This is a genomic window from Kangsaoukella pontilimi, assembly GCF_009830125.1.
Lineage (GTDB): Bacteria > Pseudomonadota > Alphaproteobacteria > Rhodobacterales > Rhodobacteraceae > Kangsaoukella > Kangsaoukella pontilimi.
In genome coordinates this window covers 1,663,862-1,686,827 of record NZ_WUPT01000001.1, presented here as the reverse complement: position 1 = coordinate 1,686,827, position 22,966 = coordinate 1,663,862, and the positions used below count along the sequence as shown (strand labels likewise).

At 59.4% G+C, this 22,966-nt stretch carries 24 protein-coding genes and 1 tRNA gene; 18 read left to right on the top strand and 7 right to left on the bottom strand.

From position 1 onward, the window contains the following. Nucleotides 1–52 precede the first annotated feature (52 nt). The 6 genes from GQ651_RS08565 (at nucleotide 53) to GQ651_RS08540 (ending at nucleotide 4,132) form a co-directional block, all read left to right on the top strand. Nucleotides 53–841 carry an inositol monophosphatase family protein gene (locus tag GQ651_RS08565; RefSeq protein ID WP_160763749.1) on the top strand — a complete coding sequence of 263 codons (789 nt, stop codon included), beginning with the start codon at nucleotides 53–55 and terminating at the stop codon, nucleotides 839–841. A gap of 102 nt (nucleotides 842–943) precedes the next feature. Further along, a complete protein-coding gene (locus GQ651_RS08560; RefSeq protein WP_160763748.1) occupies nucleotides 944–1,114 on the top strand; it encodes a hypothetical protein in 171 nt (56 codons plus the stop codon). Nucleotides 1,115–1,219: 105 nt separating this feature from the next. After that, on the top strand, nucleotides 1,220–1,663 hold the full coding sequence (locus GQ651_RS08555) for a MaoC family dehydratase (protein WP_160763747.1): 444 nt from the start codon (nucleotides 1,220–1,222) through the stop codon (nucleotides 1,661–1,663). Nucleotides 1,664–1,701: 38 nt separating this feature from the next. Next, the gene (locus GQ651_RS08550) at nucleotides 1,702–2,625 is read left to right on the top strand and encodes a bifunctional riboflavin kinase/FAD synthetase (protein WP_160763746.1); all 924 of its coding nucleotides are present in this window, start codon (nucleotides 1,702–1,704) and stop codon (nucleotides 2,623–2,625) included. Continuing rightward, nucleotides 2,622–3,095 carry a YcgN family cysteine cluster protein gene (locus tag GQ651_RS08545; RefSeq protein ID WP_160763745.1) on the top strand — a complete coding sequence of 158 codons (474 nt, stop codon included), beginning with the start codon at nucleotides 2,622–2,624 and terminating at the stop codon, nucleotides 3,093–3,095. Before GQ651_RS08550 ends, GQ651_RS08545 begins: the two co-directional genes overlap by 4 nt. After that, nucleotides 3,095–4,132 (top strand): threonine aldolase family protein, encoded by a 1,038-nt coding sequence (locus GQ651_RS08540; protein WP_160763744.1) that lies wholly within the window; start codon nucleotides 3,095–3,097, stop codon nucleotides 4,130–4,132. Before GQ651_RS08545 ends, GQ651_RS08540 begins: the two co-directional genes overlap by 1 nt. Before the next feature lie 171 nt (nucleotides 4,133–4,303). On the opposite strand, the gene GQ651_RS08535 is transcribed toward GQ651_RS08540, so the two are convergent. Together GQ651_RS08535 and GQ651_RS08530 are read right to left on the bottom strand one after the other, a co-directional pair. Beyond that, nucleotides 4,304–4,789, bottom strand: a complete 486-nt coding sequence (locus tag GQ651_RS08535) for an acyl-CoA thioesterase (RefSeq protein ID WP_160763743.1) — start codon at nucleotides 4,787–4,789, stop codon at nucleotides 4,304–4,306. 281 nt (nucleotides 4,790–5,070) lie between these two features. After that, nucleotides 5,071–5,763: a hypothetical protein gene (locus GQ651_RS08530; protein ID WP_160763742.1), complete on the bottom strand. Its 693-nt coding sequence runs from the start codon at nucleotides 5,761–5,763 to the stop codon at nucleotides 5,071–5,073. Nucleotides 5,764–5,859: 96 nt separating this feature from the next. On the opposite strand from GQ651_RS08530, the gene GQ651_RS08525 reads away from it, so the two are divergent. The 10 genes from GQ651_RS08525 (at nucleotide 5,860) to GQ651_RS08480 (ending at nucleotide 15,018) form a co-directional block, all read left to right on the top strand. Then, nucleotides 5,860–7,065 carry a tyrosine-type recombinase/integrase gene (locus tag GQ651_RS08525; protein WP_160763741.1) on the top strand — a complete coding sequence of 402 codons (1,206 nt, stop codon included), beginning with the start codon at nucleotides 5,860–5,862 and terminating at the stop codon, nucleotides 7,063–7,065. 85 nt (nucleotides 7,066–7,150) lie between these two features. Then, a complete protein-coding gene (locus GQ651_RS08520; RefSeq protein WP_160763740.1) occupies nucleotides 7,151–7,429 on the top strand; it encodes a helix-turn-helix domain-containing protein in 279 nt (92 codons plus the stop codon). Nucleotides 7,430–7,594: 165 nt separating this feature from the next. Next, nucleotides 7,595–9,793 carry a DUF5906 domain-containing protein gene (locus tag GQ651_RS08515; protein ID WP_160763739.1) on the top strand — a complete coding sequence of 733 codons (2,199 nt, stop codon included), beginning with the start codon at nucleotides 7,595–7,597 and terminating at the stop codon, nucleotides 9,791–9,793. A gap of 496 nt (nucleotides 9,794–10,289) precedes the next feature. Beyond that, nucleotides 10,290–10,880: a hypothetical protein gene (locus GQ651_RS08510; RefSeq protein ID WP_160763738.1), complete on the top strand. Its 591-nt coding sequence runs from the start codon at nucleotides 10,290–10,292 to the stop codon at nucleotides 10,878–10,880. Continuing rightward, the gene (locus GQ651_RS08505; protein WP_160763737.1) at nucleotides 10,867–11,205 is read left to right on the top strand and encodes a hypothetical protein; all 339 of its coding nucleotides are present in this window, start codon (nucleotides 10,867–10,869) and stop codon (nucleotides 11,203–11,205) included. Before GQ651_RS08510 ends, GQ651_RS08505 begins: the two co-directional genes overlap by 14 nt. 596 nt (nucleotides 11,206–11,801) lie before the next feature. Further along, nucleotides 11,802–12,407 (top strand): hypothetical protein, encoded by a 606-nt coding sequence (locus GQ651_RS08500; RefSeq protein WP_160763736.1) that lies wholly within the window; start codon nucleotides 11,802–11,804, stop codon nucleotides 12,405–12,407. Continuing rightward, complete coding sequence (locus GQ651_RS08495; RefSeq protein ID WP_160763735.1) at nucleotides 12,400–13,296, top strand: hypothetical protein; 897 nt, start codon at nucleotides 12,400–12,402, stop codon at nucleotides 13,294–13,296. The genes GQ651_RS08500 and GQ651_RS08495 overlap by 8 nt, the downstream gene beginning before the upstream one ends. Before the next feature lie 259 nt (nucleotides 13,297–13,555). Beyond that, nucleotides 13,556–14,113 (top strand): hypothetical protein, encoded by a 558-nt coding sequence (locus GQ651_RS08490; RefSeq protein WP_160763734.1) that lies wholly within the window; start codon nucleotides 13,556–13,558, stop codon nucleotides 14,111–14,113. A 21-nt stretch (nucleotides 14,114–14,134) separates the two neighbouring features. Next, nucleotides 14,135–14,452 (top strand): hypothetical protein, encoded by a 318-nt coding sequence (locus tag GQ651_RS08485; protein WP_160763733.1) that lies wholly within the window; start codon nucleotides 14,135–14,137, stop codon nucleotides 14,450–14,452. A gap of 338 nt (nucleotides 14,453–14,790) precedes the next feature. Then, nucleotides 14,791–15,018 (top strand): hypothetical protein, encoded by a 228-nt coding sequence (locus GQ651_RS08480; protein ID WP_160763732.1) that lies wholly within the window; start codon nucleotides 14,791–14,793, stop codon nucleotides 15,016–15,018. 123 nt (nucleotides 15,019–15,141) lie between these two features. On the opposite strand, the gene GQ651_RS08475 is transcribed toward GQ651_RS08480, so the two are convergent. From GQ651_RS08475 to GQ651_RS08465, 3 genes are all read right to left on the bottom strand, one after another. Beyond that, nucleotides 15,142–15,579: a very short patch repair endonuclease gene (locus tag GQ651_RS08475; protein WP_160763731.1), complete on the bottom strand. Its 438-nt coding sequence runs from the start codon at nucleotides 15,577–15,579 to the stop codon at nucleotides 15,142–15,144. A gap of 12 nt (nucleotides 15,580–15,591) precedes the next feature. Continuing rightward, nucleotides 15,592–16,710, bottom strand: a complete 1,119-nt coding sequence (locus tag GQ651_RS08470) for a DNA cytosine methyltransferase (protein ID WP_160763730.1) — start codon at nucleotides 16,708–16,710, stop codon at nucleotides 15,592–15,594. A gap of 74 nt (nucleotides 16,711–16,784) precedes the next feature. After that, the gene (locus tag GQ651_RS08465; RefSeq protein ID WP_160763729.1) at nucleotides 16,785–17,729 is read right to left on the bottom strand and encodes a NotI family restriction endonuclease; all 945 of its coding nucleotides are present in this window, start codon (nucleotides 17,727–17,729) and stop codon (nucleotides 16,785–16,787) included. Nucleotides 17,730–17,955: 226 nt separating this feature from the next. On the opposite strand from GQ651_RS08465, the gene GQ651_RS08460 reads away from it, so the two are divergent. Together GQ651_RS08460 and GQ651_RS08455 are read left to right on the top strand one after the other, a co-directional pair. Then, nucleotides 17,956–19,224, top strand: a complete 1,269-nt coding sequence (locus GQ651_RS08460; RefSeq protein ID WP_160763728.1) for a hypothetical protein — start codon at nucleotides 17,956–17,958, stop codon at nucleotides 19,222–19,224. 1 nt (nucleotide 19,225) lies between these two features. Beyond that, complete coding sequence (locus GQ651_RS08455; protein ID WP_160763727.1) at nucleotides 19,226–20,632, top strand: DEAD/DEAH box helicase; 1,407 nt, start codon at nucleotides 19,226–19,228, stop codon at nucleotides 20,630–20,632. Nucleotides 20,633–20,771: 139 nt separating this feature from the next. Here the strand turns inward: GQ651_RS08455 and GQ651_RS08450 are convergent. Both GQ651_RS08450 and GQ651_RS08445 read right to left on the bottom strand, forming a co-directional pair. Further along, nucleotides 20,772–20,845, bottom strand: a tRNA-Gly gene (locus tag GQ651_RS08450). A 40-nt stretch (nucleotides 20,846–20,885) separates the two neighbouring features. Then, entirely contained in the window at nucleotides 20,886–22,925 is a 2,040-nt protein-coding gene (locus GQ651_RS08445) for an ASKHA domain-containing protein (RefSeq protein WP_160763726.1), read from the bottom strand. Nucleotides 22,926–22,966 lie beyond the last annotated feature (41 nt).

The following is a 22,966-nucleotide window of genomic DNA, read 5'->3' as shown; positions in this document are numbered from 1 at the left end:
CCGGTCGGGCGAGGTTGCGTACACGACGCCGGTTATTCCAAAGGGGCACGCGATGCAGGGCAGCGCCAATCTCAACGTGATGATCAAAGCCGCGCGCGCCGCCGGGCGCAGCCTGGTGAAGGATTTCCGCGAGGTCGAGAATCTTCAGGTCTCTTCCAAGGGCGCGGGCGACTTCGTGAGCCGCGCCGACATCGCCGCCGAAAAGATCATCCGCGACGAGCTGATGCAGGCGCGTCCGAACTATGGCTGGGTGGGCGAAGAGAGTGACGCGGTCGAGGGCAAGGACCCGACGCGCCGCTGGATCGTCGATCCGCTCGACGGGACCACAAATTTCCTGCACGGGCTGCCGCATTGGGCAGTGTCCATCGCGCTTGAGCACAAGGGCGAGATCGTCTCGGGTGTGGTCTTCGACCCCGCCAAGGATGAGATGTTCGTGGCCGAAAAGGGCGCGGGCGCATGGCTGAACGAATCCCGTCTACGCGTGTCGGACCGCACGAAGATGATCGAGTCGATTTTCATCACCGGTCTGCCCTTTGGGGGCCGCGGCGATCTGCCGGAGACTTTGAAAGATCTGGGCCGGCTTCTGCCGATGACTGCCGGTGTCCGCCGCTGGGGCTCGGCCGCGCTGGACCTCGCCTATGTCGCGGCGGGGCGTGGGGACGGTTATTGGGAACGGCGCCTGAACGCGTGGGATATTGCCGCCGGTCTTCTGATCGTCCGCGAGGCTGGCGGCTTTGTCGAAAGCCTGTCGGGCGAGGGCGATCCGCTGGAAACCGGCGATCTCATCTGCGGCAACCCCGGCGTGTTCGATAAGTTCTCGAAGACAATCCGAAACGTCTGACGTCACCGAACAAGGCATAGCGCAACGGTTTGTTTCCGTTTCGCCTCCGCGTCCCGACATTTCCGCCCCATTCTCGTCACAATGGGCGGCTTGGCTGGGACCATGTTGCCCCCACCCGAATTCACACGCAACGAAGACGGCGGTCTCCCGATGTGGAGCATCGCCGTCCTTCTTCTTCTTGCACTGTCCGTGATGTTTCTGCGTCCGGTCGCCCCCGAGCACATCACGCTCGAAGAAGGGCTTGGCCCCGAGGTCAGGATCGAAAGTCTCTGACATCCTGTCGCATGGGCGGTTTTCCCTTGCTTTTCTGCATCCGCGAAGTAATTAAGTTTCGTAATGGAGCATTCTTGCGCCATTAAGTTGCGAGAAGGGCTTGGCATGTTGGACAACGCACCCAGAGGAACAATCGTCATCGAGGATCTCGAGGTCGGCATGACCCGGACCCTGATGAAAGAGGTGACCGATCTCGACATCGAGCTCTTCGCGCAGGTCTCGACGGACCGGAACCCGGTCCACCTGGATGACGCTTACGCAATGGACACGATCTTCGGCGGGCGCATCGCCCACGGCATGCTGACGGCTGGCCTGATCTCGGCCGTGATCGGCGAGCAGCTTCCGGGCCACGGTACGGTCTATCTGGGCCAGAGCCTGAAATTTCTCGCCCCGGTCCGGCCAGGCGACATGGTGACGGCCGAGGTCGAGGTTCTTGAAATCGACTATGCCAAGCGGCGGGTCCGGCTGGATACCCGTTGCCTTGTCGATGGCAAGCCGGTCCTCAAGGGCGAGGCTACGGTCCTCGCACCCTCGGCCAAGTTCGACTGACCCTTGCGGCGTCCGGCGCGGGGCGCTACCCCCGCGACATGCGGATCCATCGGGACACCACCTTTCTTGCTGACAAAGACCGGGGCGCCACGGCGGCCATCGGCAATTTCGACGGTGTCCACCTCGGCCATCAGGCGATCCTGAAGATCGCGGCCGATGCTGCCGACGCGCCCTTGGGTGTCGTCACCTTCGAGCCGCATCCGCGCGAGTATTTCTTTCCCGACGCGCCCGCCTTCCGCCTCATGAACAGCGAGGCCAAGGCCCACCGTCTGGAAAGCCTCGGTGTGGCGCATCTCTATGAGCTCGGGTTCAACGCTCGGCTCGCCGAACTGACGCCGCGGGCCTTCGCGGGTGAAGTGCTGCGTGACCGGCTGGGCCTTGTTCACGTCACGATCGGTGCCGACTTCCGCTTTGGTAAGGACCGCGAGGGGACAGCCGAGATGCTCACCGAATTCGGAAGTGAGATGGGTTTTGGAGTGACCGTTGCCGATCTCGTCGCCGCCTCCGGCACCGAGGTCAGCTCGACCCGTATCCGCGAGGCGCTGAGCGAGGGCCGCCCCGAGGATGCCGCCCAAATGCTGGGTCACCTTCACCGAATTGAAGGTCCGGTCGAGCGAGGCGACCAGCGGGGCCGCGACCTGGGCTATCCCACGGCCAACATGTCCCTCGACGGGCTGCACCAGCCGAAATTCGGGGTCTACGCCGTGCGCGTCCGGGTTCAGGACGGCGATCACAAAGGCGATTACGACGGTGTGGCGTCTCTTGGCGTCCGGCCCATGTTCGGGGTGAACCGGCCAAACCTTGAAACCCATGTCTTCGACTTCAAGGGCGACCTTTACGGTGCGCATCTGTCCGTCGCGCTTGTCGCCTATCTTCGTCCGGAAGAAAAATTCGACAGCCTCGATGCGCTGATCCGCCAAATGGATGCCGACAGCGCCCGTGCGCGCGAGATCCTCGGATGACAGCCTCAGACCCGATCCGCCGCGAAGGCCTGCGCGACCTCTATTGGGAGCGTGTGCCGCTCCGCAACATGACGCCCCGCGAGTGGGAGGCGCTCTGCGACGGTTGCGGCAAGTGCTGCCTGAACAAGCTTGAAGACCCCGACACGAACGAAGTGGCATTCACCCGCGTCGCCTGCCGGCTGCTCGACGATGCGACCTGCCGCTGTGCACAATACGATATCCGAAAAACGCTCGTGCCCGAATGCGTGGTCCTGACCCCCGCAAACCTGGCCGAGATCGCCTATTGGATGCCGTCGACCTGCGCGTACCGGCTTCTTTACGAAGGCAGGCCGCTCTACGACTGGCACCCGCTCGTCTCGGGCCGCGCCGAGACCGTCCACGAGGCGGGGATGTCGGTCAAAGGCTGGACGGTGCCCGAGTTCGAGGTCGACGAGGACGAGTGGGAAGACCACATCATCGAGGATCTCTGATGTTTTTCGCGTCCGACAATTCCGGGCCCGTGCACCCCAAGGTTATCGAGGCGCTGGCCCGCGCCAATGACGGCTATGCCATGGGCTATGGGAACGATCCTCTGACCGCGCGTGCCATCGAGAGGGTGCGCGACCTGTTCGAGGCGCCCGAAGCCGCGGTCTGGTTCGTGACGACCGGCTCGGCGGCCAATGCGCTGGCGCTTGCCTGTCTCTCCGAGCCGTGGGATTCGATCTACTGCTCGCCCGCCGCGCATATCTTCGAGGACGAATGCAACGCGCCCGAATTCTATACCGGCGGCGCAAAGCTGATGACCATCGGGGATCAGGCCGACAAGTTCACGGCCGAGGCTCTGGCCGCCGAGTTCGCGCGGTGGCCGCGCTCGGTCCACACGCCGCAGCACGGGCCGGTGTCGATCACCAACGTGACCGAAAAGGGAACGCTTTATTCCCTGGACGAAATCCGGGCCATCGCCAATGTGGCCCATGGGCAGGGTCTGAGACTTCATCTCGACGGCGCGCGGTTCGCCAATGCCTGCGTTGCGCTCGGTGCGACAGCGGCCGAGATGAGCTGGAAGGCGGGCGTCGATGCGGTCAGCTTCGGCGGCACCAAGAACGGTCTGATGGCGGTCGAGGCGGTGGTGGTCTTCGACCGCGATCTCGCCCGTGACTTCGAGCTTCGCCGCAAACGCGCGGGGCATCTGCTGTCGAAGGGGCGTTACCTCGCGGCGCAGATGGACGCCTACCTGACCGACGACCTCTGGCTGGAGATGGCGACGTCGGCCAATCGCGCGGGCCAACGACTGGCCGAAGGTCTACGTCAGGATGAACGCATAGGGTTTCCCTGGGCGCCCGAGGCCAACATGATCTTCGCGGAATTGCCCTCCGTCGCGCACCGCCGCGCGCGGGAGGCGGGCGCAGTCTATCACGTCATGTCAGGCGATCCGGACCGCGACCCGACCGCGCTCTGCCGCCTGGTGGCCGACTGGTCCGCGCAAGACGCGGATGTTGACCGCTTCATCGACCTCGTGACCGGTTAGGGGGGCTCTGCCCGCCGGGTCTGAAGACCCTCCCCCCGGAGTATTTTCGAACAGAAGAAGACAATTTGAATCGAATTGTCGCTTCTTCTTGGTGGAAATACTCAGGATCAGACGTCGCAATCCGCACGCGGATCGGTGTCAGCGGGCGCGTGCCAAGGGTGGCGGATTCTCTCAGAATCCGGCTTTCTCGGCACTGTCCATGGCGACCATGCGGTCGATGGCATCCTGTCGGTGGGGGCGCCGGGTACGGCCATCCTGTTCGAGGCTGACGACAACCGCCGTGCCGGTAGCCCGAAGCGCGCCGTCGACATGGACGGCATAGGCCATGACGAAGCTCGACGGTTTGATCAGAGTTGTCCTGGCGGTCAGGAGATAGTTTTCGTCCTGGTACATCGGCGACAGGTAATCGGCGCTGACGTGGCGCACCACCAGTTGCGGGTCGCTGTCGGTGTGGCTGTAATCGGTCAGGCCGTAGGCTTTCACATAGGCAACGCGGATCGTCTCGAACCATCTTAGAAAAATGACGTTGTTCACATGGTTGAGCGCATCGAGTTCGTGAAAGCGCACGCGGTCGCGGTAGCCGAAGGGCCAGCCGGGCAGACCCGCGGCGGTCAGGGCGTCGCCGTCGAGATAGTCAAGATAGGCGGGGTCGCTCATGTCGTTGATCCTCGGGTGGCCTTGATCGTTCGGGGGATGGAGCGGGTGAAGGGAATCGAACCCTCGTCTTAAGCTTGGGAATCGTTGCGTGCCAGTGCAAACATCTACGACTAAACACAGCTACGGCTTCCTCGGGGGCGGATAAGTGTCTGTTAGAAATAGGAAAACCAAGAGAATTGTCCATCTCTACCCAACTTAGAACGGCCTTGAACTGGGTACTATGCTGGGCAAAATTCTAGGCAAAGCCGGGGGTCTGCAACCGCTCCAACCGTGATCTTTTGCTAGTCATCTACGCGTGAGTAACAGAGCACTTTTCGTGCGCGACGCATCATTTCATCGGGCGGGTGTGCAGTCATGGCGCTTATGAGTTCCGAATCCCAGTCCGGTTTCTTTAACTTCCCCAATACTACCATCGCAGCAAAGAACATCTCCTTCTCATGCGTCATTTCGCAATTTAGATGAGCGGCGCACCCGATAGCTTGAAATATCAGATCTTCGTTGTTCAAGTGAGCCTGATCGAGAAGTTTAGCGTGGTCGCGATCCGCATGCTTAAGGAAATTGTATGACTTCCTCTTCTCTCTCCAGAACTCCTGCACGTAGGCAGGCGGTCCCGAAACCCGGATCTCATCGACGTTCAGCTCAGGATCGTTGCGCAGCATCTCAATAAAGGGCTCAAGAGCCTCAAAAGCGCCGTCTCCCCATTTTTCCACGTCTTCTTTCGCCAAATTGCCGTCGATGTAATCTCTCGCTGCCCGTAGCAGCCCATAAACGATGCCGAAGATAGCGGGGTCCTTTCCTCGACGCTTCAAGAGATCGGCATAGAGGTTCATTGCGGCGGAGGCGACGGTGTGAATTGCGAGGGGGTCCTCTTCCATGAAGTACATCCTGATGGCAGCAGAAAGCTGACGTTCCGCGGCCGCCAACTTGTTCACGAAGACCTTTCCGTCTTCAGCCTCGTTCTTGATGATCTCCATCTACTTCCCTTCAAAGCTCGGCTTAGTACGGCATCGACCTGATTGGTGGTCCGCAAAGCACTGTGAACTCGCCATAATTTCTCTGTTTAACCCAAAGTGACCCGATCGAAGAAAATTTCGGACCGGGCACAGATTGCCGCATCTTATGCCACGGAGGAACGGATGACGATCAAGTTGACTCAAGGTGTGGTCGACCGGGCGACCCGCGAGGGCTCAGGAGCGACACTCTATGATGAAGAGGTTCCGGGGCTCGTGCTTAAAGTAGGCAAGCGCTCTGGCAGCTACCGCTACAAAGGCACCGTAAATGACGGTCGCTCGACCCCTTTGACCCTGACCATCGGCAGGGCGGACTGCATCTCGCTTAAGGAGGCGAGGAACGAGGCGCGCTCCCTCAAGGTCCGCCTTTCTCGGGGGGAAGATCCAAGAGATGAAAGAAAGCGAAACAAGGATGCTCCTACGGTCGAGGAGTATCTGGAGCGCTACCTTGAGAACCGCCCGAACCTCAGCCCGAGGACGCTCGTCTATTATCGTGATTGTCTCAAGCGGATGGGCCGGCTTGCGCGAATGCCTATGGATAGGATCACGCGGCAGGATGTCCGCTCGCACTTCGAGCGCGTGAGCCGCAAGGGAGCTTACGGGGCGAATTCAATGTATCGCACGGGTCGGGCCCTCTGGGCCGACTACCTCAGGTCCGACGAACTCTCAGAGGGGAACGTGTGGGCGCGGGCCATCAGGCCGAACAAAGAGACGCCAAGGGACTGGGCACTCGACGACGATGCATTCCGATCACTTTGGCGCGCTGTGGATGCCATGGAAAACCGCGTAAGGGCCACGGCGTGGATTTCCTTGGCACTGACCGGCCTGCGGCTTTCTGAGGCGCTGTCGCTCAGGTGGGAGAGCATCGATCTCGACGCAGGCACGGCATGGATCGCATCGCCCAAAGGCGGGCGGGATCGCGCCTTCACCCGCGCTCTGCCAAAGGCGCTGTGCTCCGAGCTTCATTCGATCAGAGAAGCTGCGCCCTGGTCGCCTTTCCTTTTTCCTGCCAACTCGAAGAGCGGGCACATCCCGCATCTTCGGACCGGCGACGCCGGGTTTCCGCCCCCGCACGCGTTGCGGCACTCCTGGGCAACTCGCGCGCTCGACCTCGGCGTCGAGATGTCGACGATCAGCCTCTGCCTTAACCATTCCCAGCTCGGCAAGACGACGACCTCCAGATACGTGTCGCGGGATAAGGTCACGAAGCCCGTAGTCGAAGCGACTGAACGTGTGGCGGAACATCTTCTTTCCTTCCGCGACTGAACTCCATCAAGCCCGACTGATGGTTCGCAGCCCAGCCCTCCGTGGCTCAAAATGGTCCTGACTGGTGACGAATGGAGTGCGGACCATGGGCTTGATTGAGAGGCTTGAGGAGAAAATCGACGCGGTACTGGACCGGCTGGAGGCGCTTGAGATGGCGGAGGCTATGGCTGTTTCGGTGTCTCCGGCTGATGCGGTGCGATGGCTCACGCCCGAGCAGGCGGCAGAGCATCTCGCGGTCGGGGTGAGGACACTCGAGCACTGGCGCACCAAGGGCGGAGGGCCGCCTTTCGCACGTCAGGGCCGGACGGTGCGCTATGAGGTAAAGCGCCTCGACGAGTGGATGAATGCGCGGGGGTCTAAATGAGGATTGACACGCAAAGGACTGCTTTTGTATTGAAATCAGCCGGTCATTTTGACCGCATGACTCGGTCTCGCAGACCGAGATGACAGTGAACCGAAACCAACGGATGAGGCGCCGGCCCTGACCGCCGACGCCCCCTGATCCGTGCAGTTAGAGGAGCACTGTCCTGTGCCCCATCATGATACTCAAGACCAAAAGACCCGCGAACCCTCGAAGGCACCGGCGGAGACCGCGTTTCCGGAGAACTTCGAGACCACTCTGACAAACCTGTGGGAGGCGTCTGAAGACCGCTTCCTCGAGCCGGCGTTCGTCCTGCTGCGTGACAAACGTGCGTTCCGGAAGAACTGGCCCAACCTTAGGCCGACGCTCGAAGAGGTACTCAGGCACCTGCGTAACTCGGCGGCGAATTCGGTGGGCATCCAGCCCGGATCGCTCGGATGCGTGGTGTTCGACTGCGACGAGGGCGATGGACCCGAAGCGGCGGCGGAGGCGCTGAGAGAGGCACACGGTGACGTCGTGGCCTGCGTCACGCCGTCGACAAGCGGTGCAAAAAACAAGGGCCATGTATGGGTCCGCTGTGACGATCCGGCAGCGGTCGGAAACTGGAAGTTCCGGACGGGGTACTTCCTCGAAGGCGAGGCACACGGCGATCTGCGCTCGTGGGGCGGTCAGGTACGCCTGAACCAGAACTCGGCGGCGCTGATCCTCGAGCACGTGATCGAGGGCGCCTCCGGCGACGTCATGACGGCTGCTGACCTCGCCGCCTATCGCACTTCATCGACCGCTGAGCGCGACCCCGCCTTCGATCGGACCGAAGGCAGGGTCCCGGACTGGCACGGGGCCGACGCTGCCCTCTGGCCGTGGCTCGAGCAAAGGCTGATCGAGGATCCGGACGACCGTTCGGCGGAGTTCTTCGCCGTCGTCGGACGGATGAAGATGAACGGCCTCTCGTTCGACGCCTGTCTCGAAACGCTCGAGCCCTATACGTCAGCATGGACGAAAAACGGCGCTGCCGACGGCAAGTATCAGGGCCAGGCGCTGAAAGATGCGCTCGAGAAGGCGTGGACGAAGCTGCCAGCACGTCCGTCTCCTGCCGAGGATTTCGAGGATGATGCCGACGTCATAGAAACTGACGATGAAGATCCGTCGCCGACCGGAGTTCTGAGGAACTGGGTCTGGGTCGCGGACGCATCGAGGTTCATCCGCCGGTCCGACCTGAAACAGTTCAACAAGGACCAGTGGAACAGTCTGTTCGCCGACCTCGAGCCGGAGGGCAGCCTCCTGAACAAAGTCTGGAGAAGCAAGACGCCCGTGCGGCGCTTCGAAAGCCTCGCGTACATACCAGGTAAGCCGGAGCTGATCGGCGACTCGACCTACAACATCTGGCGGCCGTCGCGCATCGAGCCGGCCGAGGGCGATGTCTCGGTGATCGAAGAGCACCTCGCGTACCTGCTGCCCGATCCGGTCGAGCGGGGCCACCTGATCGACTTCATGCACTTCGCATGCGTAAAGCCCGAGGTGAAAATTCACTTCGCGCTGCTGCTTCAGGGGATGCAGGGAACGGGCAAGACAGCTGTCGGCACGCTGATGAAGCGGATCGTCGGAACTGCAAACGTGGCCGAGCCTAGCCCCGATGAACTGAAGAGCCAGTGGACCAAGTGGCAGGAGGGCGCCTCGCTGGCGTTGGTCGAAGAACTCATGATGAACGGCCGCCTCGAACTGGCGAACAAGCTGAAGCCTGTCATCACGAATGAAACGCTGCGGATCGAGGATAAGGGCGCGCCGCTCTACTCCATCCCGAACCATCTCAACATGCTCTGCTTCACCAACCACGAGAACGCGGTGCGGCTTGAGGAGGGGGACCGGCGGTGGCTGGTCCTGTTCTCGCCTGCCGAGCCGCGCGATGACGCCTACTACAGCCGCCTGTTCGACTTCATCGAAGGTGACGGTCCGGCGCGCTGGCTTCGTCGTCTGCAGGCGCACGAGCCTGCGCTGAACCCGAAGGGCAGGGCGCCGGAGACGGCGGCCAAGGCTGCGATGCGGGAGGCGTCTCTCACTGACGTCGAGTCGACGGTCCGGGAATGGATGGCGTCGGGCACCGGTCCGATGGCAAACGACCTGTTCCGGTTCGACGACGCATGGGGAATGCTGTCTGGCCGTTCGCATAAGTCGAACCTGACGCTCGCACTGAAGGCGGTCGGGTGCGTAAAGCACACGCGGCAGACGAATGAAGGGCTGCCCAAGGTCGTCGTCTGGTCCTGCCGGAACCACGAGAAGTGGGAGAATGCCGGGCCGACGGAACGGACACGGGCATGGATGGAGATGGAGGGCTACGACACCCTCGCCGACTTCCAGGCAGTGAACTGAGCCATGCAAGTCGCCATTTAATCGTGGCGACTTGCCAGCCGACTTGGCGAGGTGGCTTTAGATTTGTTCCTTGTTTTTATGGTGTTCTTCGAGAGTAAGTCATCAAGTCACCTAGAATTACAGGTTGTCGCGAGTTCTGTTTCTTTTTGCGGCAGTGGAGCGTTCGATGGGGCGGACAACTCGCTCGTGTGTTCCTCGGACCTTGGGCTCGGTGACTTAGGTGCCTTGCTGTCTTGATTGGCTCAAATCGCTGAAATCGCTTCGAAAAGGGTAAGACATACAGTCAATCCCCTTCTTGTCTTGGGTTGGCAACGTGACTTCGCGGTCTGCGGGGCTGCAAGTGCTGGTTCGACGGAACTGGCGAATGCGGTATCCATGATGTGCGAGACGAGCGTAGCTGAAATCTTCGCCAGCGACATCTGACGACCGATCAGGCGCCCCTCGTAACGCCATGACGATGAAGGGGAATTGGCCCCCTTTTTTCGGAGCCCAGCATATGCCCAATAGAGCCACTGCCATCATGCAGCCTCCGAAGGAGCGCCAGGCAGGCAATGCGAGCGTGATGTCCTTCGAGGACATGCGCGAGGAACTGTTCGAGGAACTTGACCGCCAGGGCGGGGTCATCACACGCGCCTGCCGTGAACTGGGCGTATCTTTCCACGCCGTCCATCGCGAAAGAATCCGGGATGCCCGGTTTGCCGCCGAGCTTGCCGCCCGCATAGACGACGCCCGGAGGAACAGGGCGATGGAGATGGTGGACCTTGCGGACCGGCACGTCCGTAGCCACCTCGAACGCAACCTCGAGCCCTTGATCGATGACGACGGCAACCTCGTCCTCGACGACGACTTCGAGCCGGTCATGGTTAGCCGGCTCCCGCTTAAAGGTGTGATCGACGCAAGGCGCGAGTACAGGCAGCAACTCGATGGCGGGGAGGGGACGAGCATTGCCATCCAGAACGTGAACGAGGCTGTAGTGGCACAGGTGCCGCCCACGGCGCCTCGGCTGGTGCGCCCGGAGCTCTCGGCGGATTCTTATGGCATGGAGGACGCCGAGATCATCGAGGAGCTGTACGATGCCGAAGAGTGAGATGCAGCGGATCGCGGATGGGAGGCCGCCCACCGGCGCGTTTTCGATCTCGTTCGTGAACCCGTCCGGAGTGTTGGCGCTGCCGACCGCTGAGGGGGCCTATACGGTCCGCACGTTCATCGAAGGGTGCGTGCTCCACGTCGATGCACCCGACGACGGTCTGATCGCGGAGATGCAAAGCGGCAGAGAGCCGATCCCTTGGAAGAACGCGGAACAGCGTGAGGCGGCGTTGCGCCAGATCAGGGAAGAACGCCCTGATCTCCCTGATGACATTAGATCTCGGCTGGCGGATTGGATCAAAACGTCGGGTTGGTATGAGAGTTAACCCGCAAACGTGGTTTTTGCTGAAGGCGTGTCGCACGCGCTCACGGTTAGCTGGTAGGCCAACATTGTAGCGGTTCGCCTGCACACTCGTTTGCGCGTTACGGACATGCAAGGTTGAGCGTTCGGTGCCAGCAGGTCCGTTGACGCCACGTTCGAAATTATTACATAAAGACCAATCCGTCGGGCGTCCCGGCGGGCTTTTTTGTTGAGTGACGGCCCATTAGGGTTGCGTGAGGAAGCGAAAGGAGTGCCCGGAGCCATCAAACATACCTAATATGTGTGCATTTTGTTTGAGGTGCACAACATGTTGGGGTAGTGTGCTTTACAGCACCTGCGGTAGATGGGTGGCACGGGCAAGAGGCTAGATGTTGCAGATGCCGAATCATACAAGGGGCGATGCGACGTTCAAGGACTTCCAGCGACGTTCTGAGTTGCGCCAGAACCGTTCTGTGGAGCCCAAGAACGACGGACCGACGAAGTACTCGTTCGCAAAGGTTGTAGGAAATCTTGCGAAAGAGGACGGGATTCATGGGACAGTCCTCAAGCGTTTGAGACGCAAAGAACCAACATAGCCCTTCCATTGAGCGGGAGGGAGTAATGAACTCGTTGCCTACCAACGAGATCGGGTTCTTCGCTGACCGATCTTATAGAATAATCAACGAGATCTTGGCTTCGTTGAGCGTCGAGCCCAACGAAGCCTCTATCGACAAAGATATTTTGCTCGAGGTGTCGGAGTTTTTCCTCAGAGACATCTATCGTGTAGACAAGCAGCAGCGCGGATCGGTTTCCATTGCAAAATGGGCTGGCTATTGGGGCTTCTGGATCCGGAAGCTCAAACCAGTAAAGATGCAAACACTTGAAGATGATGCGACCTACAAAACCATTTCAATTGAAGATGCTGTCAACATAAACGAGAGAGTAGCTTTCCAATTTGCTTTGGAGATTGTCGCTGGACACCGCAAATATGGTGGTTTTCAAGATCACGTCTATCGCAACTGCTCCCTGGCCGCAGCGGGAGAGTGTGACGGCGTGGATTGCTTCTGGAAGTTTGCACTTAGATATATGAATTTTGAGGATGAGTTCTTCTCAAACTACATCACTTACTCAATGAGGAACCGCACTTTTGGTCCTCATCACTTCGCGCTATTGCTAGAAAACATAGTATTTTCGTCGTGTCGTGGGTTGGAGGAAAAAGATGGTTGAGAAGGCGATTCATTTGAAGGATGTGCAAAATGTAATAGTGAATTGGCTGGATAAGTACGATGTAGATGAAATATTTGACCATACATTCATTTTTGGCAGCTTAATAAACCGCGACGGACGGCACTTTGTACCTCAGGGAAGCATGGCTTCAGACGTTGATTTGGTGCTTCGGTTAGGGGATCACTTGGAGGGCGCAAATTCACGATTTGAAGCCATATTGAAACTGCGTAGCATTGTTCCTGAACTTGAGCATGAAACTGCAAAAGTACTTGGGAGGAAAAGTGTCGAACCTATCTATAGTATCCTTCCCATAACAAGCTATGAGATCCATCAGTGCATCCACAAAGGGCATGATCCAAAACTCTTTATGTCAAATCTATTTCTTGATGCGCGAACCGGCGAGAGACTTGAGGCCGGCCTCACAAATTATGTTGATTACGATTATCACTTTGAAAACCTTGAGCCATTCTCAGTAATTAGACTTTCACAAAGCTATCGGAATCGGTATCTTCGTTGCGATCACCTTGGCGTTTATTCCCAGGGTGATTTTGACGGAGATACTGCGTTTCCAAAGGAAGTAATGCGAAGTGCGGCACTGCTCAGGTTCTACGACGGCAAACAAGATGATGGTGCGCGTCGTACGGACCTCGAAGAAGGAAACAGATATATTTCAAGACTAATTGAGGACTTAGCTGACGAATCTGACCGGCATCGTCAGCTTTGGGACACCGTTAGTGCAAGGTCATTTCCGCGTGGCGATACACCTAACCTGTTAGCGGATCAGATGCTACTTATTCATGAGATCATGTACGACAAGGCGCGCTCATTAGTCATCCCTTCAGTTAGAGATGCCATCCGTGAGGTGATGGAGTCCGAGATTGGTGAATGATCTCGTTGATCTAGAACATGCGTAGATCAGGGAAATTGCGACGGTAAAGTCAGTTGCCAGAGAGAATGGATCTCTTGGATTCGTTCGTTCTGGATTTGTCCCGTCCGGTAACATCATAGCATTTCTAGAACACAAACTGCTACGACGCACCTTTCATTATTTTGCTTAGATTGCTGGCTTACGCACGCGGTACGTTGCTGCATCCTTTTCCTGAATGTGCGCGTGCGGGCACGCACGTAACAGAAAGTGGACTACGGATATGAAGACGCCGCAGGAACTGAATGCACTTTGCAAGGACGCTGCCGCTGCGGTCGAGAACCTTGATCTGAAAATCGCTGCCGCGCTTGCGAATGGCGAAACTTTAGAAGAACTCGAGAACGAGCGAGACAGGGCGGCGACACGGGTGCGCCAGTTCCAGATGGCTGCCAGGTCCGCCGAGGAGCAGCTGGAGGCCGACAGACTCCGTGCGTCACGTGAAGCCCGTTCGAGGCGTCTCGCGGAGGCGGAGGTGGCCGCGGATGAACTTATGGCGGCGGCTGAGCAGATCGACCAAGCCTTCGTGGCGCTCGAACTCGCCTTCGAGCGCCTGACGCTCGCCCACCTGGAGCTGCAGCAGCGTCTGAGGATTGCCGGATTCTCAGATGCCAACCGTCTGGTTAACACGATGCGGGCGGGCCTCAGATGGAGCGCCTACCACTTCTGCGATGGCGCCGCAGATGCACTAGAAGTGCCCCGGGTGCCCGCGAACAGGCGGCAGTCTCTCCAAAAGACACTGGACGCTGCGATCCCGCGAATTGTGGACGAACAGGCGGCCTGAAGGTTCCGGGGAGTTCGCAAGATGATGAAATCAGATCTTAAGAGCGAGGATCACATGACCAGCATCAGCAAATCTGCGGCGATGGACGCCCTGAGAACCCTCGATGGCCTTTTGGCCAAGGCCGAGGCAGACGGAGGGGCGATCCGGAAGCGCGCTGAAGACCTCTGCGCGGAAGTCCAGGCCCGGTTCGAGGCCCAGGGCATGAGCAAACGTGACGCCAGCGTGGCGGCGACGAAGGACCCTGTGTACCGCAAGGCCTATGCCATCGCCATCGAAGCGCAGGAGCGCCAGCTGCGCGACATGGCAGGGGCCCGCGCCGTAGGCGCGTACATCAGCTGAATAGAACAGAGACGCCGGCGCTGAGTGTTCCTCCTCACGGGCCGGAACAGATCCGCCCCGCCGTTGGCCTGGTCTGGCGGGGCGGGTTGCTTACTCTGCCCGCTGTGGTCTCTGTCAAGCTGTGCGCGAGGTAAGTTCCGCTTGGTCAAGTCGGGAAATTCCTCTCACGCAAGGTCAGCATCAACAATCACGATTTATTACAGTTGCGCGCGGCAAAATGCCAAGCCACTGTAATTGCAGGAAAAGACGCCTAGCGTTGCAGGATAAATAATAATATCCAGCTGGGAAAATGTGGTCTTTATGGGTTGTCAGGCGAAACTTCAAAGAGAGAACCTGATATGCCCTACGACAATATGCTCGCACACACGCCCCGTGGCGCCATCGGCCACTTCGCGGAGCAGCTGATTCTGGCTGGCTTCAATAACAGCGATGTTCTGACCATCGTGCGGAAGCGGTTCCCGACTGCCCGCACATCGGATGCTTCGATCAGGTGGTACCGGTGCAAAGTGCGCAACAAGAATGCGTTCGTGCCTGCCAGCCGTGAGGTTCAGAAGGCGGATTTCTAACAGACCAATGCTGATTGGCCGATGTCAGGGCCGGCAATCTGCCGGCCTTGCATCGCTCAGTATGTCTCTTGATGGTCGCCGAATAGTTGAGGCCCTTGCGCAAAAGGGGAAAGGACAAACTCTCTAGCAAACGGTATTTCCTCGCGTTGCACCGGCCGGCCCTAAGAATCTTCGAAGCCTTTTGCGAATAGCGGCCTCGTCCTTCAGCTCACATTCCCAAACGACTAGCACTCGCCAGCCTGCTTCTTCTAGCGCTGTGCGGGCCGAGACGTCCCGTTCGACGTTGCGCGCGAGCTTCGGTGTCCAGTAGTCGGAGTTTGAGGAAGGGATCCGGCCTGCACGGCAGTTGTGCTGATGCCAGAAGCAGCCGTGGACAAAAACAACTGCCTTGCGTGGGCCGAAAACAAGGTCAGGTTTGCCGGGCAAGTCTTTCCTGTGGAGACGGAAACGGTACCCCATTCCGTGGACAATCCGTCGGACATGCATTTCCGGTTTCATGTCCTTTGAACGGATGCGCCGCATGTTCTCGCTTCGGCGCTCCTTCGTGATCCGGTCAGCCACGGGATCTAGGCGTTATGCAGCCTCTCGATCGGCGCCAAGGAAAAGCAAATTGAGATGTTCTCCGATGGCTCGACCGAGGAGCGGCGGCACGGCATTGCCTACTTGAACATACTGTTCGGTCCTGGAGCCCGAAAACTCAAACCAGTCTGGGAATGACTGCAGACGTGCAGCTTCACGCACTGAGATTGCGCGGTCCTGGTCTGGATGTATGTAAGCGCCCCAATGGACATCGCACTTCGTCAGGACGGTGCAGGAAAGGCCATCCCAAGTCATTCGACCATAGCGCTTTGTGTGGTCACTTCGTTTAGCCCGTTTCATTCCTGCAGGGAGCAGGTCGATCGGGATGTCTCTCCAGCTGCCGCCTGGGGGAATATGTGCCATTCGTTCTATGTTGATTGCCCCGAGTCTTGGAGCGGAGTGGTTGCTGACCTTTGTCCTGTTGCCGCGCAACAGGCGCTGGTAGTCACAGTTCGGCTCCGATGCGTAGGCCTTCGCACCTGAGTCCTCCCCGTTCTCGAGTGGCGGCAGATCACTGATTGCATCTTTGATGCTAACAAAGGGTGTGAGGCCCGGCCCATGTGTCGGCTCCGGGTGCGAGATGGGCAGACCCAGCCTGTTCCCAATGAAAACGACCCGCCTTCGTTCTTGCGGTACGCCGTAGTCCTCAGCGCGGAGTACCTTCTCTTCCACCTTGTAGCCAATCGCCGAGAGTTCATCCTTGATAGCTCTTACGGCCGCGCCGCCTCCGATCGAATAGATACCGGTTACGTTCTCCATAACGATCCACTCAGGTCGAAGGCCGTCAACAATACGGAGATATTCCCGGAACAAGGTCGCTCTTGAATCGTCCATGCTGCGCTGATGGTTGTAAACGGAGTAGGCTTGGCAGGGCGGCCCCCCGACGAGCACCGTCAGCTCTTTGCGCTGCAATCCCGTAGCTTCCATCACGGCTTCAACACTTAGATCCTCGATCGGACCAGGCAGGAACCGCGCGTTCGGATGTGTCTGACAGAAAGTGCGACCTGCTGCCTGGAAGATGTCGTTACCAGCGAGCACGGTGAAGCCGGCCATTTCGAGACCTGCCGATAGTCCGCCAGCTCCGCAAAAAAGATCTATCGCAGTCTTTTTCATGATGGATGCCTGTCTGTTTTGTTCTTGTTTTGTGCTGAACTTATATAAGAAACGTTAACTGGGCAACAGCCCCATCAGCTTATCTTGGACGCAATCCTCTTTTCGAACTCATCGAGCGAAACCGGCACGCCGCCGGTCAGTCCCTCGATGGAGTCTTCCAGTGTCGTATAGACTTCACGCACGACCTCCAGGCGTCGTATGTCCTCCCCGGGCACCGACCTGAAGTCCACCAGGTACCAGACGATGTCGGCATTCGAGACATTTTCCACAGTTCGCATGTTGCCCATCGACATAAAGAAGGGGATGTCCACGACGATGCCCATTTTCTTTCCCCATCTTCGCAGCGTTGGGACTTTGATTTGCAGCTGTGGCATGAGCCGTTTGGGCCCACTGCTGCGGTAATCTGGTCGCCGCTTGGCCTGAGCCATCGAGAGGCGCCCAGCTGTCTTGTCGAGGTGGCGAAACTCAAGCCCCATCTCGCGCCCCGAGAAATAAACTGCCTGAATCTCTACCGCTGCCCATTTTGCTGGAGCACCCATCGCTGAAGCGGGGCTGTAAAGGATCATGTCGATCCGGCCAACATTCTCGCCCGGGGCGCTGTCTAGGTTGCCGGTGGACTCTAGAAAGCCGACTTCACCAACCTGTTTCGGTGCGGGATCGTCCAAAAGGTGTTCGCCGATATGACGGAACACTGTGTCGTCCTGGTGAAACCTGTAGGGACAAAGTGCCCTGAGCATCCCTCTCTCACCTTCCGCAGCTCGGATCTGCCCGTTGTCGTCACTCAGCAGCTGTAGTGAGCACACGCCGCCGGGCTTGGTGCAGGTCGGGTGCCTCATATCAGTTCGAAAAGGGCACGGACGTTCGTTTCGCTGCTGTTCATCCAGCTTCAGCGTGAGATCATGCAGTTGCTGCTCTTCTCGTGCATCAAGTGTTGTAGTTTCGGCCTTATCCTCCAAGGCAGCCAAGCGCTCTACATCGGGCTTTTTCATCGCGGACCCGCCCACCTTGTGGCGAGCCATTTGGACACGCTCCTCCTCGGTCAGGTTTAGGAACGGTTTTCCGTACCACTCACCAATGTGGAATCGCTCTGCCAATACGATGCCCTGCGCCTCTCTCCGAGGGATGGCACAACATATTGCGTCTCAGGTCAATTCGAAGTGGATAAAAATTCAACTCACCCATCTCTTGACGGACTAAATTGAGATTGCTAGAGCTTGCTACAGCAAGTCACGCAAGGAGAGTGCAATGGGATCCGCTGAAACAATGGATGCCGCAACGGGGGCGAGCAGGCCGCCTGTTCGCGTCCACCATGAGAAGTACGGAGCCTCAGAGTGGGCCCTCGAGGAGGTGCAGCTCGACGTCCATGACGAGGTCCGGCTGTGGGGGCTTAACCCGAGGTTGCAGTCCTACCTCCCGGTAACCGGAATCAACTCGGAGACTGAGCTGGAGGCTGCTTTGGAAATGACCAAGGGCTACGACGCCCTGAGGAAATCGATCGACGATCTTGGCCAGATGGAGCCAATCTACGTATGGCGCCCGAACGAGACGTCGAAGTTCCTTGTTCTCGAAGGCGCCACCCGAGTATGTGTCCTCCGCACCCTCGACAAGAAGTACACTTCGGGGATCAAGGAAGGCACGTTCCGGCGCGTCAAGGCAAAGGTCTTGCCACCCAACTTTGGAGAACTCGAGCAGGCAATTTTGCTGGCTCGCATTCACGTGCGCGGCTCGGGCGTACGCGCATGGGACAGGTACATCCAAGCCAAGTTCATCCATGAGAAAGTGGTCGGGGTGAATGGTCAGCCGCCAGTGATGAATCAGGCGCAGATGGCACAATACATGGAGAAGTCGCTCGCGTGGGTGAACCGACTTAAGAGCGCCTACGAGTTCGCCTTGCAGTTCAAGGAGCACGTTGACGTGGAGCGGCTCGGTAGCGAGCCGATTGACCGCTTCACCGCGCGGAACTTCAGCGTATTGGAGGAGATCAGCAAGGCGCGCATCATCGGCTCAAAGTTGCGTGAGTACGACAACCCTGCGTACGACGACTTGCGCGAGGACGTGTTTGGCATGGTTCAAAACGGGGTCTTCAAGGAATACCGCGATGCGCGGTTTCTCAAGGAGTTCTACGACGACCCCGAGGCTTGGGAGCAGCTCAAGTCCGGTGAGGAGCACGTCGCCAATAGGCTAGCCCGAGAGGTTGAAAGCAAGGGCAGCAGCCCGAAGGCAAAGATCGCGGGACTTACCCAAACGCTAAAGCGCGCCATCGACAGGGGAGACTCGGAGTTCGATGAGGAGGATATTGCCGAACTCGGTCGCGCCATCGATTTGATCGAAGAAAAGGTGCATGACGGCGTGTCCACCTATCGAGTCTCAATCAAGAAAGCTACGCAAATGCTAAATAGGGTGAGCCGTGCGGATGTGCGGGATCTGCCTCAGGACGAGCTGGACGAGTTCACCGACGCCTATGAGTACTTCATCGGCATGGTCAAAACGCACGGCGGGCGCGGGGCAACTTGAAATGGGCTTCGAGCTGCTCGCACACCAGCGTGAGGGCGTCGAGTTCCTGACGGAACGCGGCCAAGGGCTACTGGCTTTTGAACAGGGGCTTGGTAAGACCTTTGTCGCCATAGAGTCGTTCAGAAAACTCCTCGAGGCGGGGTGGGCGGACAAGCTCCTCGTGATCTGTCCGAATTCGCTCAAACGCAATTGGGCTGCTGAGTTTCGTAAATTTGCCCCGAACGTTTCGTGGGAGGTGGTGGAGGGACCACCCAAGACTCGGCGGACTGCATTTAGCCAGTCTAGCGCAAGGGTCGTAATAACGAGCTACGAGACTGCGCGGGCTGAAACGACCGCTCTTACTGCGCTCTGCCAGAGGCAGCGAACAGCTTTGGTGCTCGATGAGTCCCACGCCGCCAAAAATTGGAAATCGCAGACGTCCGCGGCGATGAGGTCTGTCGCGCCGCACTGCAAGTACCGGTGGCTACTTTCCGGCACACCGGTCACCAATACTGCGACAGACCTTTACACTCAAATTGATATCCTTGAGCCCGGATCCCGCTCGCTCGGCTCGCTTGAAACCTTCGCAGCCCAACTGGATGAAGACCCCACAGCTTCTTTTGCGCAGCCGACCCTGGAAAGGCTCGTGTTCCGCCGCACTAAGGAGCAGTGCTTAGACTTGCCGGAGAAATCGTATGTCGATCTGCGAGTGGAACTGCCGCAATGGCAGCGGCGGATCTACGATCAGATGCGGGACGAGATGGTAGCTGAGATTCGCGCGATGTCGGGAGAAGAGTACCGTGCCTTCGCCTCGACCGCTCTGTCGAAGCTCACGCGCCTGATCCAGATCGCCAGCAACCCGCGCCTAATCTTCCCGGAGCTAAAGGCGCGTCCCGCGAAGTTCGATGCTCTTGCAGGGCTGATGACGGACATCCTCTCAGTTCCCGAGCGGAAGGTCATCGTTTGGTCAAACTACATCAGGACGATCGAGGAACTCCTAGATGAGCTGCCCGGCGCTGTAGCCATTTACGGCGCCACTCCAAATGACGAACGCCAGGAGATTGCACGCCGTTTTCAGACTGATCCCGAAACTCGGGTCTTGGTGGCGAACCCGGCAGCCGCCGGGACAGGCTTCACGCTCACTTCTGCTAGCTACACAGTCTATGAGTCGCTGTCTTGGCGATACGACCACTATGCGCAGAGCCAGGATCGCAATCACCGGATTGGGCAGACCCAGCCAGTGACTTACGTCCGGATGCTCGCGGCGGATACGATCGAAGAAGCGGTCGTCACTGCGCTGGAGCGCAAGTCAGCACTGGCGCGAAGTCTGCTCGGCGACGGAGATCAGCCAAGCGCCGTCTCGAACCTTACCAAAGAGGAGATGTGCGACCTATTGACAGGGAATGTAATACCAGACTCTGCGCGCTGATTTGTAGACTATTTCAGTGCCTAAGTGTCCCAAGCGCCGAATTCGTGCCCGCGTTTTCGAAATGACAGAGTTATCGGGCCCCGAACGGGTATCTACGATACTCCGACTTACAAGTCTGTAGCTAAGTGCCTGGAAACCTTGGAGCGGGTGAAGGGAATCGAACCCTCGTCTTAAGCTTGGGAAGCTCCTGCTCTACCATTGAGCTACACCCGCGTCGGCTCTCTCCTAGGGCCAGCGGCTTTGCCGGTCAAGATCAACCGCGCCGACGTCTCCGGCGCCCGCCACCTTCGCCGTCGCCCACGTTGAACGACACGTCGGGCAGGGTGACCACCTGTCCGAGTTCGGGGAAGGGGGCGGTGGCATGTGGGATCGCGTTGGCCGCGACGAAATGCTCCTGAAAACGCGGCTCGATGGCGGTTTCGACCTTGTGAATGCGGTGCACTTCTTCCTCGATCCGACCTCGGGCAGACAGGTCGCAGAGCGCAATCCGCGCCCCGGTGCCGGCGGCGTTGCCGGCGGAGGTGACCCGGTCGAGCGCGCAATCGGGGATCATGCCCAGAACCATCGCGTGTTTGGGCGAGATGTGGGCGCCAAAGGCTCCGGCGAGGACAACGCGGTCGACCTTGTCGACCTCGAGCGCATCCATCAGCAGACGCGCGCCCGCATAGAGCGCCGATTTCGCGAGCTGGATGGCGCGGATATCGCCCTGGGTCACCGAAATGCGCGGCCCACCCTCGGCGGTGCCATCGTAGAGCACGTAGGCATGTGTCCGTCCCTCGGGCACGCATCGCTGGGTGCCGGTCGCCTCTGCCGAACCGATCAGCCCGGAGGGGTCCACCAGACCGGCGATGCGCATTTCCGCCACTGCTTCGATAATGCCCGAACCGCAGATGCCGGTGACGCCCGTGGTGGCGACGGTGGCGTCGAAGCCCGGCTCGTCCGACCAGAGATCGGAGCCGATCACCTTGAAGCGCGGTTCCTTTGTGGCGGGGTCGATCTCGACCCGCTCGATGGCGCCGGGCGCGGCGCGTTGGCCGGAGGAGATTTGCGCACCCTCGAAGGCCGGTCCGGTGGGCGATGAGCAGGCCAGAACGCGCGTCTTGTCACCGAGCAGGATCTCGGCATTCGTTCCCACGTCGCAGATCAGCACCAGGTCTTCGGACTTGTAGGGCTCTTCCGACAGCGCGACGGCGGCGCAGTCGGCCCCCACATGACCGGCGATACAGGGCAGGATGTAGCTTTTTGCAGCAGGGTTGATCGTGGTCAGGCCGATCTCGGCGGCCATCCCGTGGACGGCATCGGACGTTGCAAGCGCGAAGGGCGCCTGACCCAGTTCGACCGGGTCAATACCGAGAAGGAGGTGGTGCATGACCGGGTTGCAGACGACCACGGCCTCGACGATCTGCCGTGCCGGGATGTCAGCGTCGGCCGCCAGTTCGGCGGCCAGTTCACCCATGGCGGCGCGGATCGCTGCCGTCATCTCCTTGTCGCCGCCGGGGTTCATCATGGCATAGGAGACCCGGCTCATCAGGTCTTCGCCAAAGCGAATCTGCGGGTTCATGACGCCCGCGGACGACACGACTTCGCCGTTTCTCAGATCGCAGAGATGCGCGGCCACCGTGGTCGAGCCAAGGTCGATCGCCAGCCCGTAAAGCCGCCCCTCGAAATAGCCGGGCCAGACGTCGATCAGGACATGCCGGGGCGCGTGATGGTCCTTCCAGACGGCCACGGTCACCGCCCATTTCCCCTCGCGGAGGGCGGGCTGCAGACGGGTCAGGACGTCCAGCGGGGCATCAAGTGCCTCGATCCCCCATTCCGCCTTCAGTGCCTCGGCCAGTCGCTGAAGGTCACCCGAGGGCTCGTGCATGTCGGGCTCGCGCACTTCGACGTAAAAGAGCCGCGTGGCCGGGTCCATGGTGATGGAGCGGGCTGTGGCGGCCTTGCGGACAACCTGCTTGTGGACCTGGCTTTCGCGGGGGACGTCGATGACGACATCCCCCTGAATGGTGGCCTGACACCCGAGACGGCGCCCTTCCTTCAGGCCCCGCTTTTCGTCATAGCGCGCCTCGACCGCGTTCCATTCGGACAACGCGTCGTCGGCCACGGTGACGCCATGCTTGGGGAACGAGCCATAGCCTGGGCTGACCTGACATTTCGAGCAGATGCCGCGCCCGCCGCAGACGGAATCCAGGTCCACGCCCAACTGCCGCGCAGCGGTCAGGACGGGCGTGCCCTTTGCGAACCGCCCGCGTTTGCCCGAAGGCGTGAAAATGACCAGTGCGTCTTCCGTCATGATTCCCGGCTTTTAGGGCCGCTTTTCCCGAAAGGCGAGGG

Coding starts and splice junctions, on each gene's coding strand:
- GQ651_RS08460 (WP_160763728.1), top strand. CDS start 17,956: ATGGGATCCGCTGAAACAATGGATGCCGCAACGGGGGCGAGCAGGCCG.
- GQ651_RS08520 (WP_160763740.1), top strand. CDS start 7,151: ATGGGCTTGATTGAGAGGCTTGAGGAGAAAATCGACGCGGTACTGGAC.
- GQ651_RS08465 (WP_160763729.1), bottom strand. CDS start 17,729: ATGGCTCGCCACAAGGTGGGCGGGTCCGCGATGAAAAAGCCCGATGTA.
- GQ651_RS08510 (WP_160763738.1), top strand. CDS start 10,290: ATGCCCAATAGAGCCACTGCCATCATGCAGCCTCCGAAGGAGCGCCAG.
- GQ651_RS08455 (WP_160763727.1), top strand. CDS start 19,226: ATGGGCTTCGAGCTGCTCGCACACCAGCGTGAGGGCGTCGAGTTCCTG.
- GQ651_RS08560 (WP_160763748.1), top strand. CDS start 944: ATGTTGCCCCCACCCGAATTCACACGCAACGAAGACGGCGGTCTCCCG.
- GQ651_RS08490 (WP_160763734.1), top strand. CDS start 13,556: ATGAAGACGCCGCAGGAACTGAATGCACTTTGCAAGGACGCTGCCGCT.
- GQ651_RS08555 (WP_160763747.1), top strand. CDS start 1,220: ATGTTGGACAACGCACCCAGAGGAACAATCGTCATCGAGGATCTCGAG.
- GQ651_RS08545 (WP_160763745.1), top strand. CDS start 2,622: ATGACAGCCTCAGACCCGATCCGCCGCGAAGGCCTGCGCGACCTCTAT.
- GQ651_RS08565 (WP_160763749.1), top strand. CDS start 53: ATGCAGGGCAGCGCCAATCTCAACGTGATGATCAAAGCCGCGCGCGCC.
- GQ651_RS08470 (WP_160763730.1), bottom strand. CDS start 16,710: ATGAAAAAGACTGCGATAGATCTTTTTTGCGGAGCTGGCGGACTATCG.
- GQ651_RS08445 (WP_160763726.1), bottom strand. CDS start 22,925: ATGACGGAAGACGCACTGGTCATTTTCACGCCTTCGGGCAAACGCGGG.
- GQ651_RS08480 (WP_160763732.1), top strand. CDS start 14,791: ATGCCCTACGACAATATGCTCGCACACACGCCCCGTGGCGCCATCGGC.
- GQ651_RS08500 (WP_160763736.1), top strand. CDS start 11,802: ATGAACTCGTTGCCTACCAACGAGATCGGGTTCTTCGCTGACCGATCT.
- GQ651_RS08495 (WP_160763735.1), top strand. CDS start 12,400: ATGGTTGAGAAGGCGATTCATTTGAAGGATGTGCAAAATGTAATAGTG.
- GQ651_RS08485 (WP_160763733.1), top strand. CDS start 14,135: ATGATGAAATCAGATCTTAAGAGCGAGGATCACATGACCAGCATCAGC.
- GQ651_RS08505 (WP_160763737.1), top strand. CDS start 10,867: ATGCCGAAGAGTGAGATGCAGCGGATCGCGGATGGGAGGCCGCCCACC.
- GQ651_RS08550 (WP_160763746.1), top strand. CDS start 1,702: ATGCGGATCCATCGGGACACCACCTTTCTTGCTGACAAAGACCGGGGC.
- GQ651_RS08540 (WP_160763744.1), top strand. CDS start 3,095: ATGTTTTTCGCGTCCGACAATTCCGGGCCCGTGCACCCCAAGGTTATC.
- GQ651_RS08530 (WP_160763742.1), bottom strand. CDS start 5,763: ATGGAGATCATCAAGAACGAGGCTGAAGACGGAAAGGTCTTCGTGAAC.
- GQ651_RS08535 (WP_160763743.1), bottom strand. CDS start 4,789: ATGAGCGACCCCGCCTATCTTGACTATCTCGACGGCGACGCCCTGACC.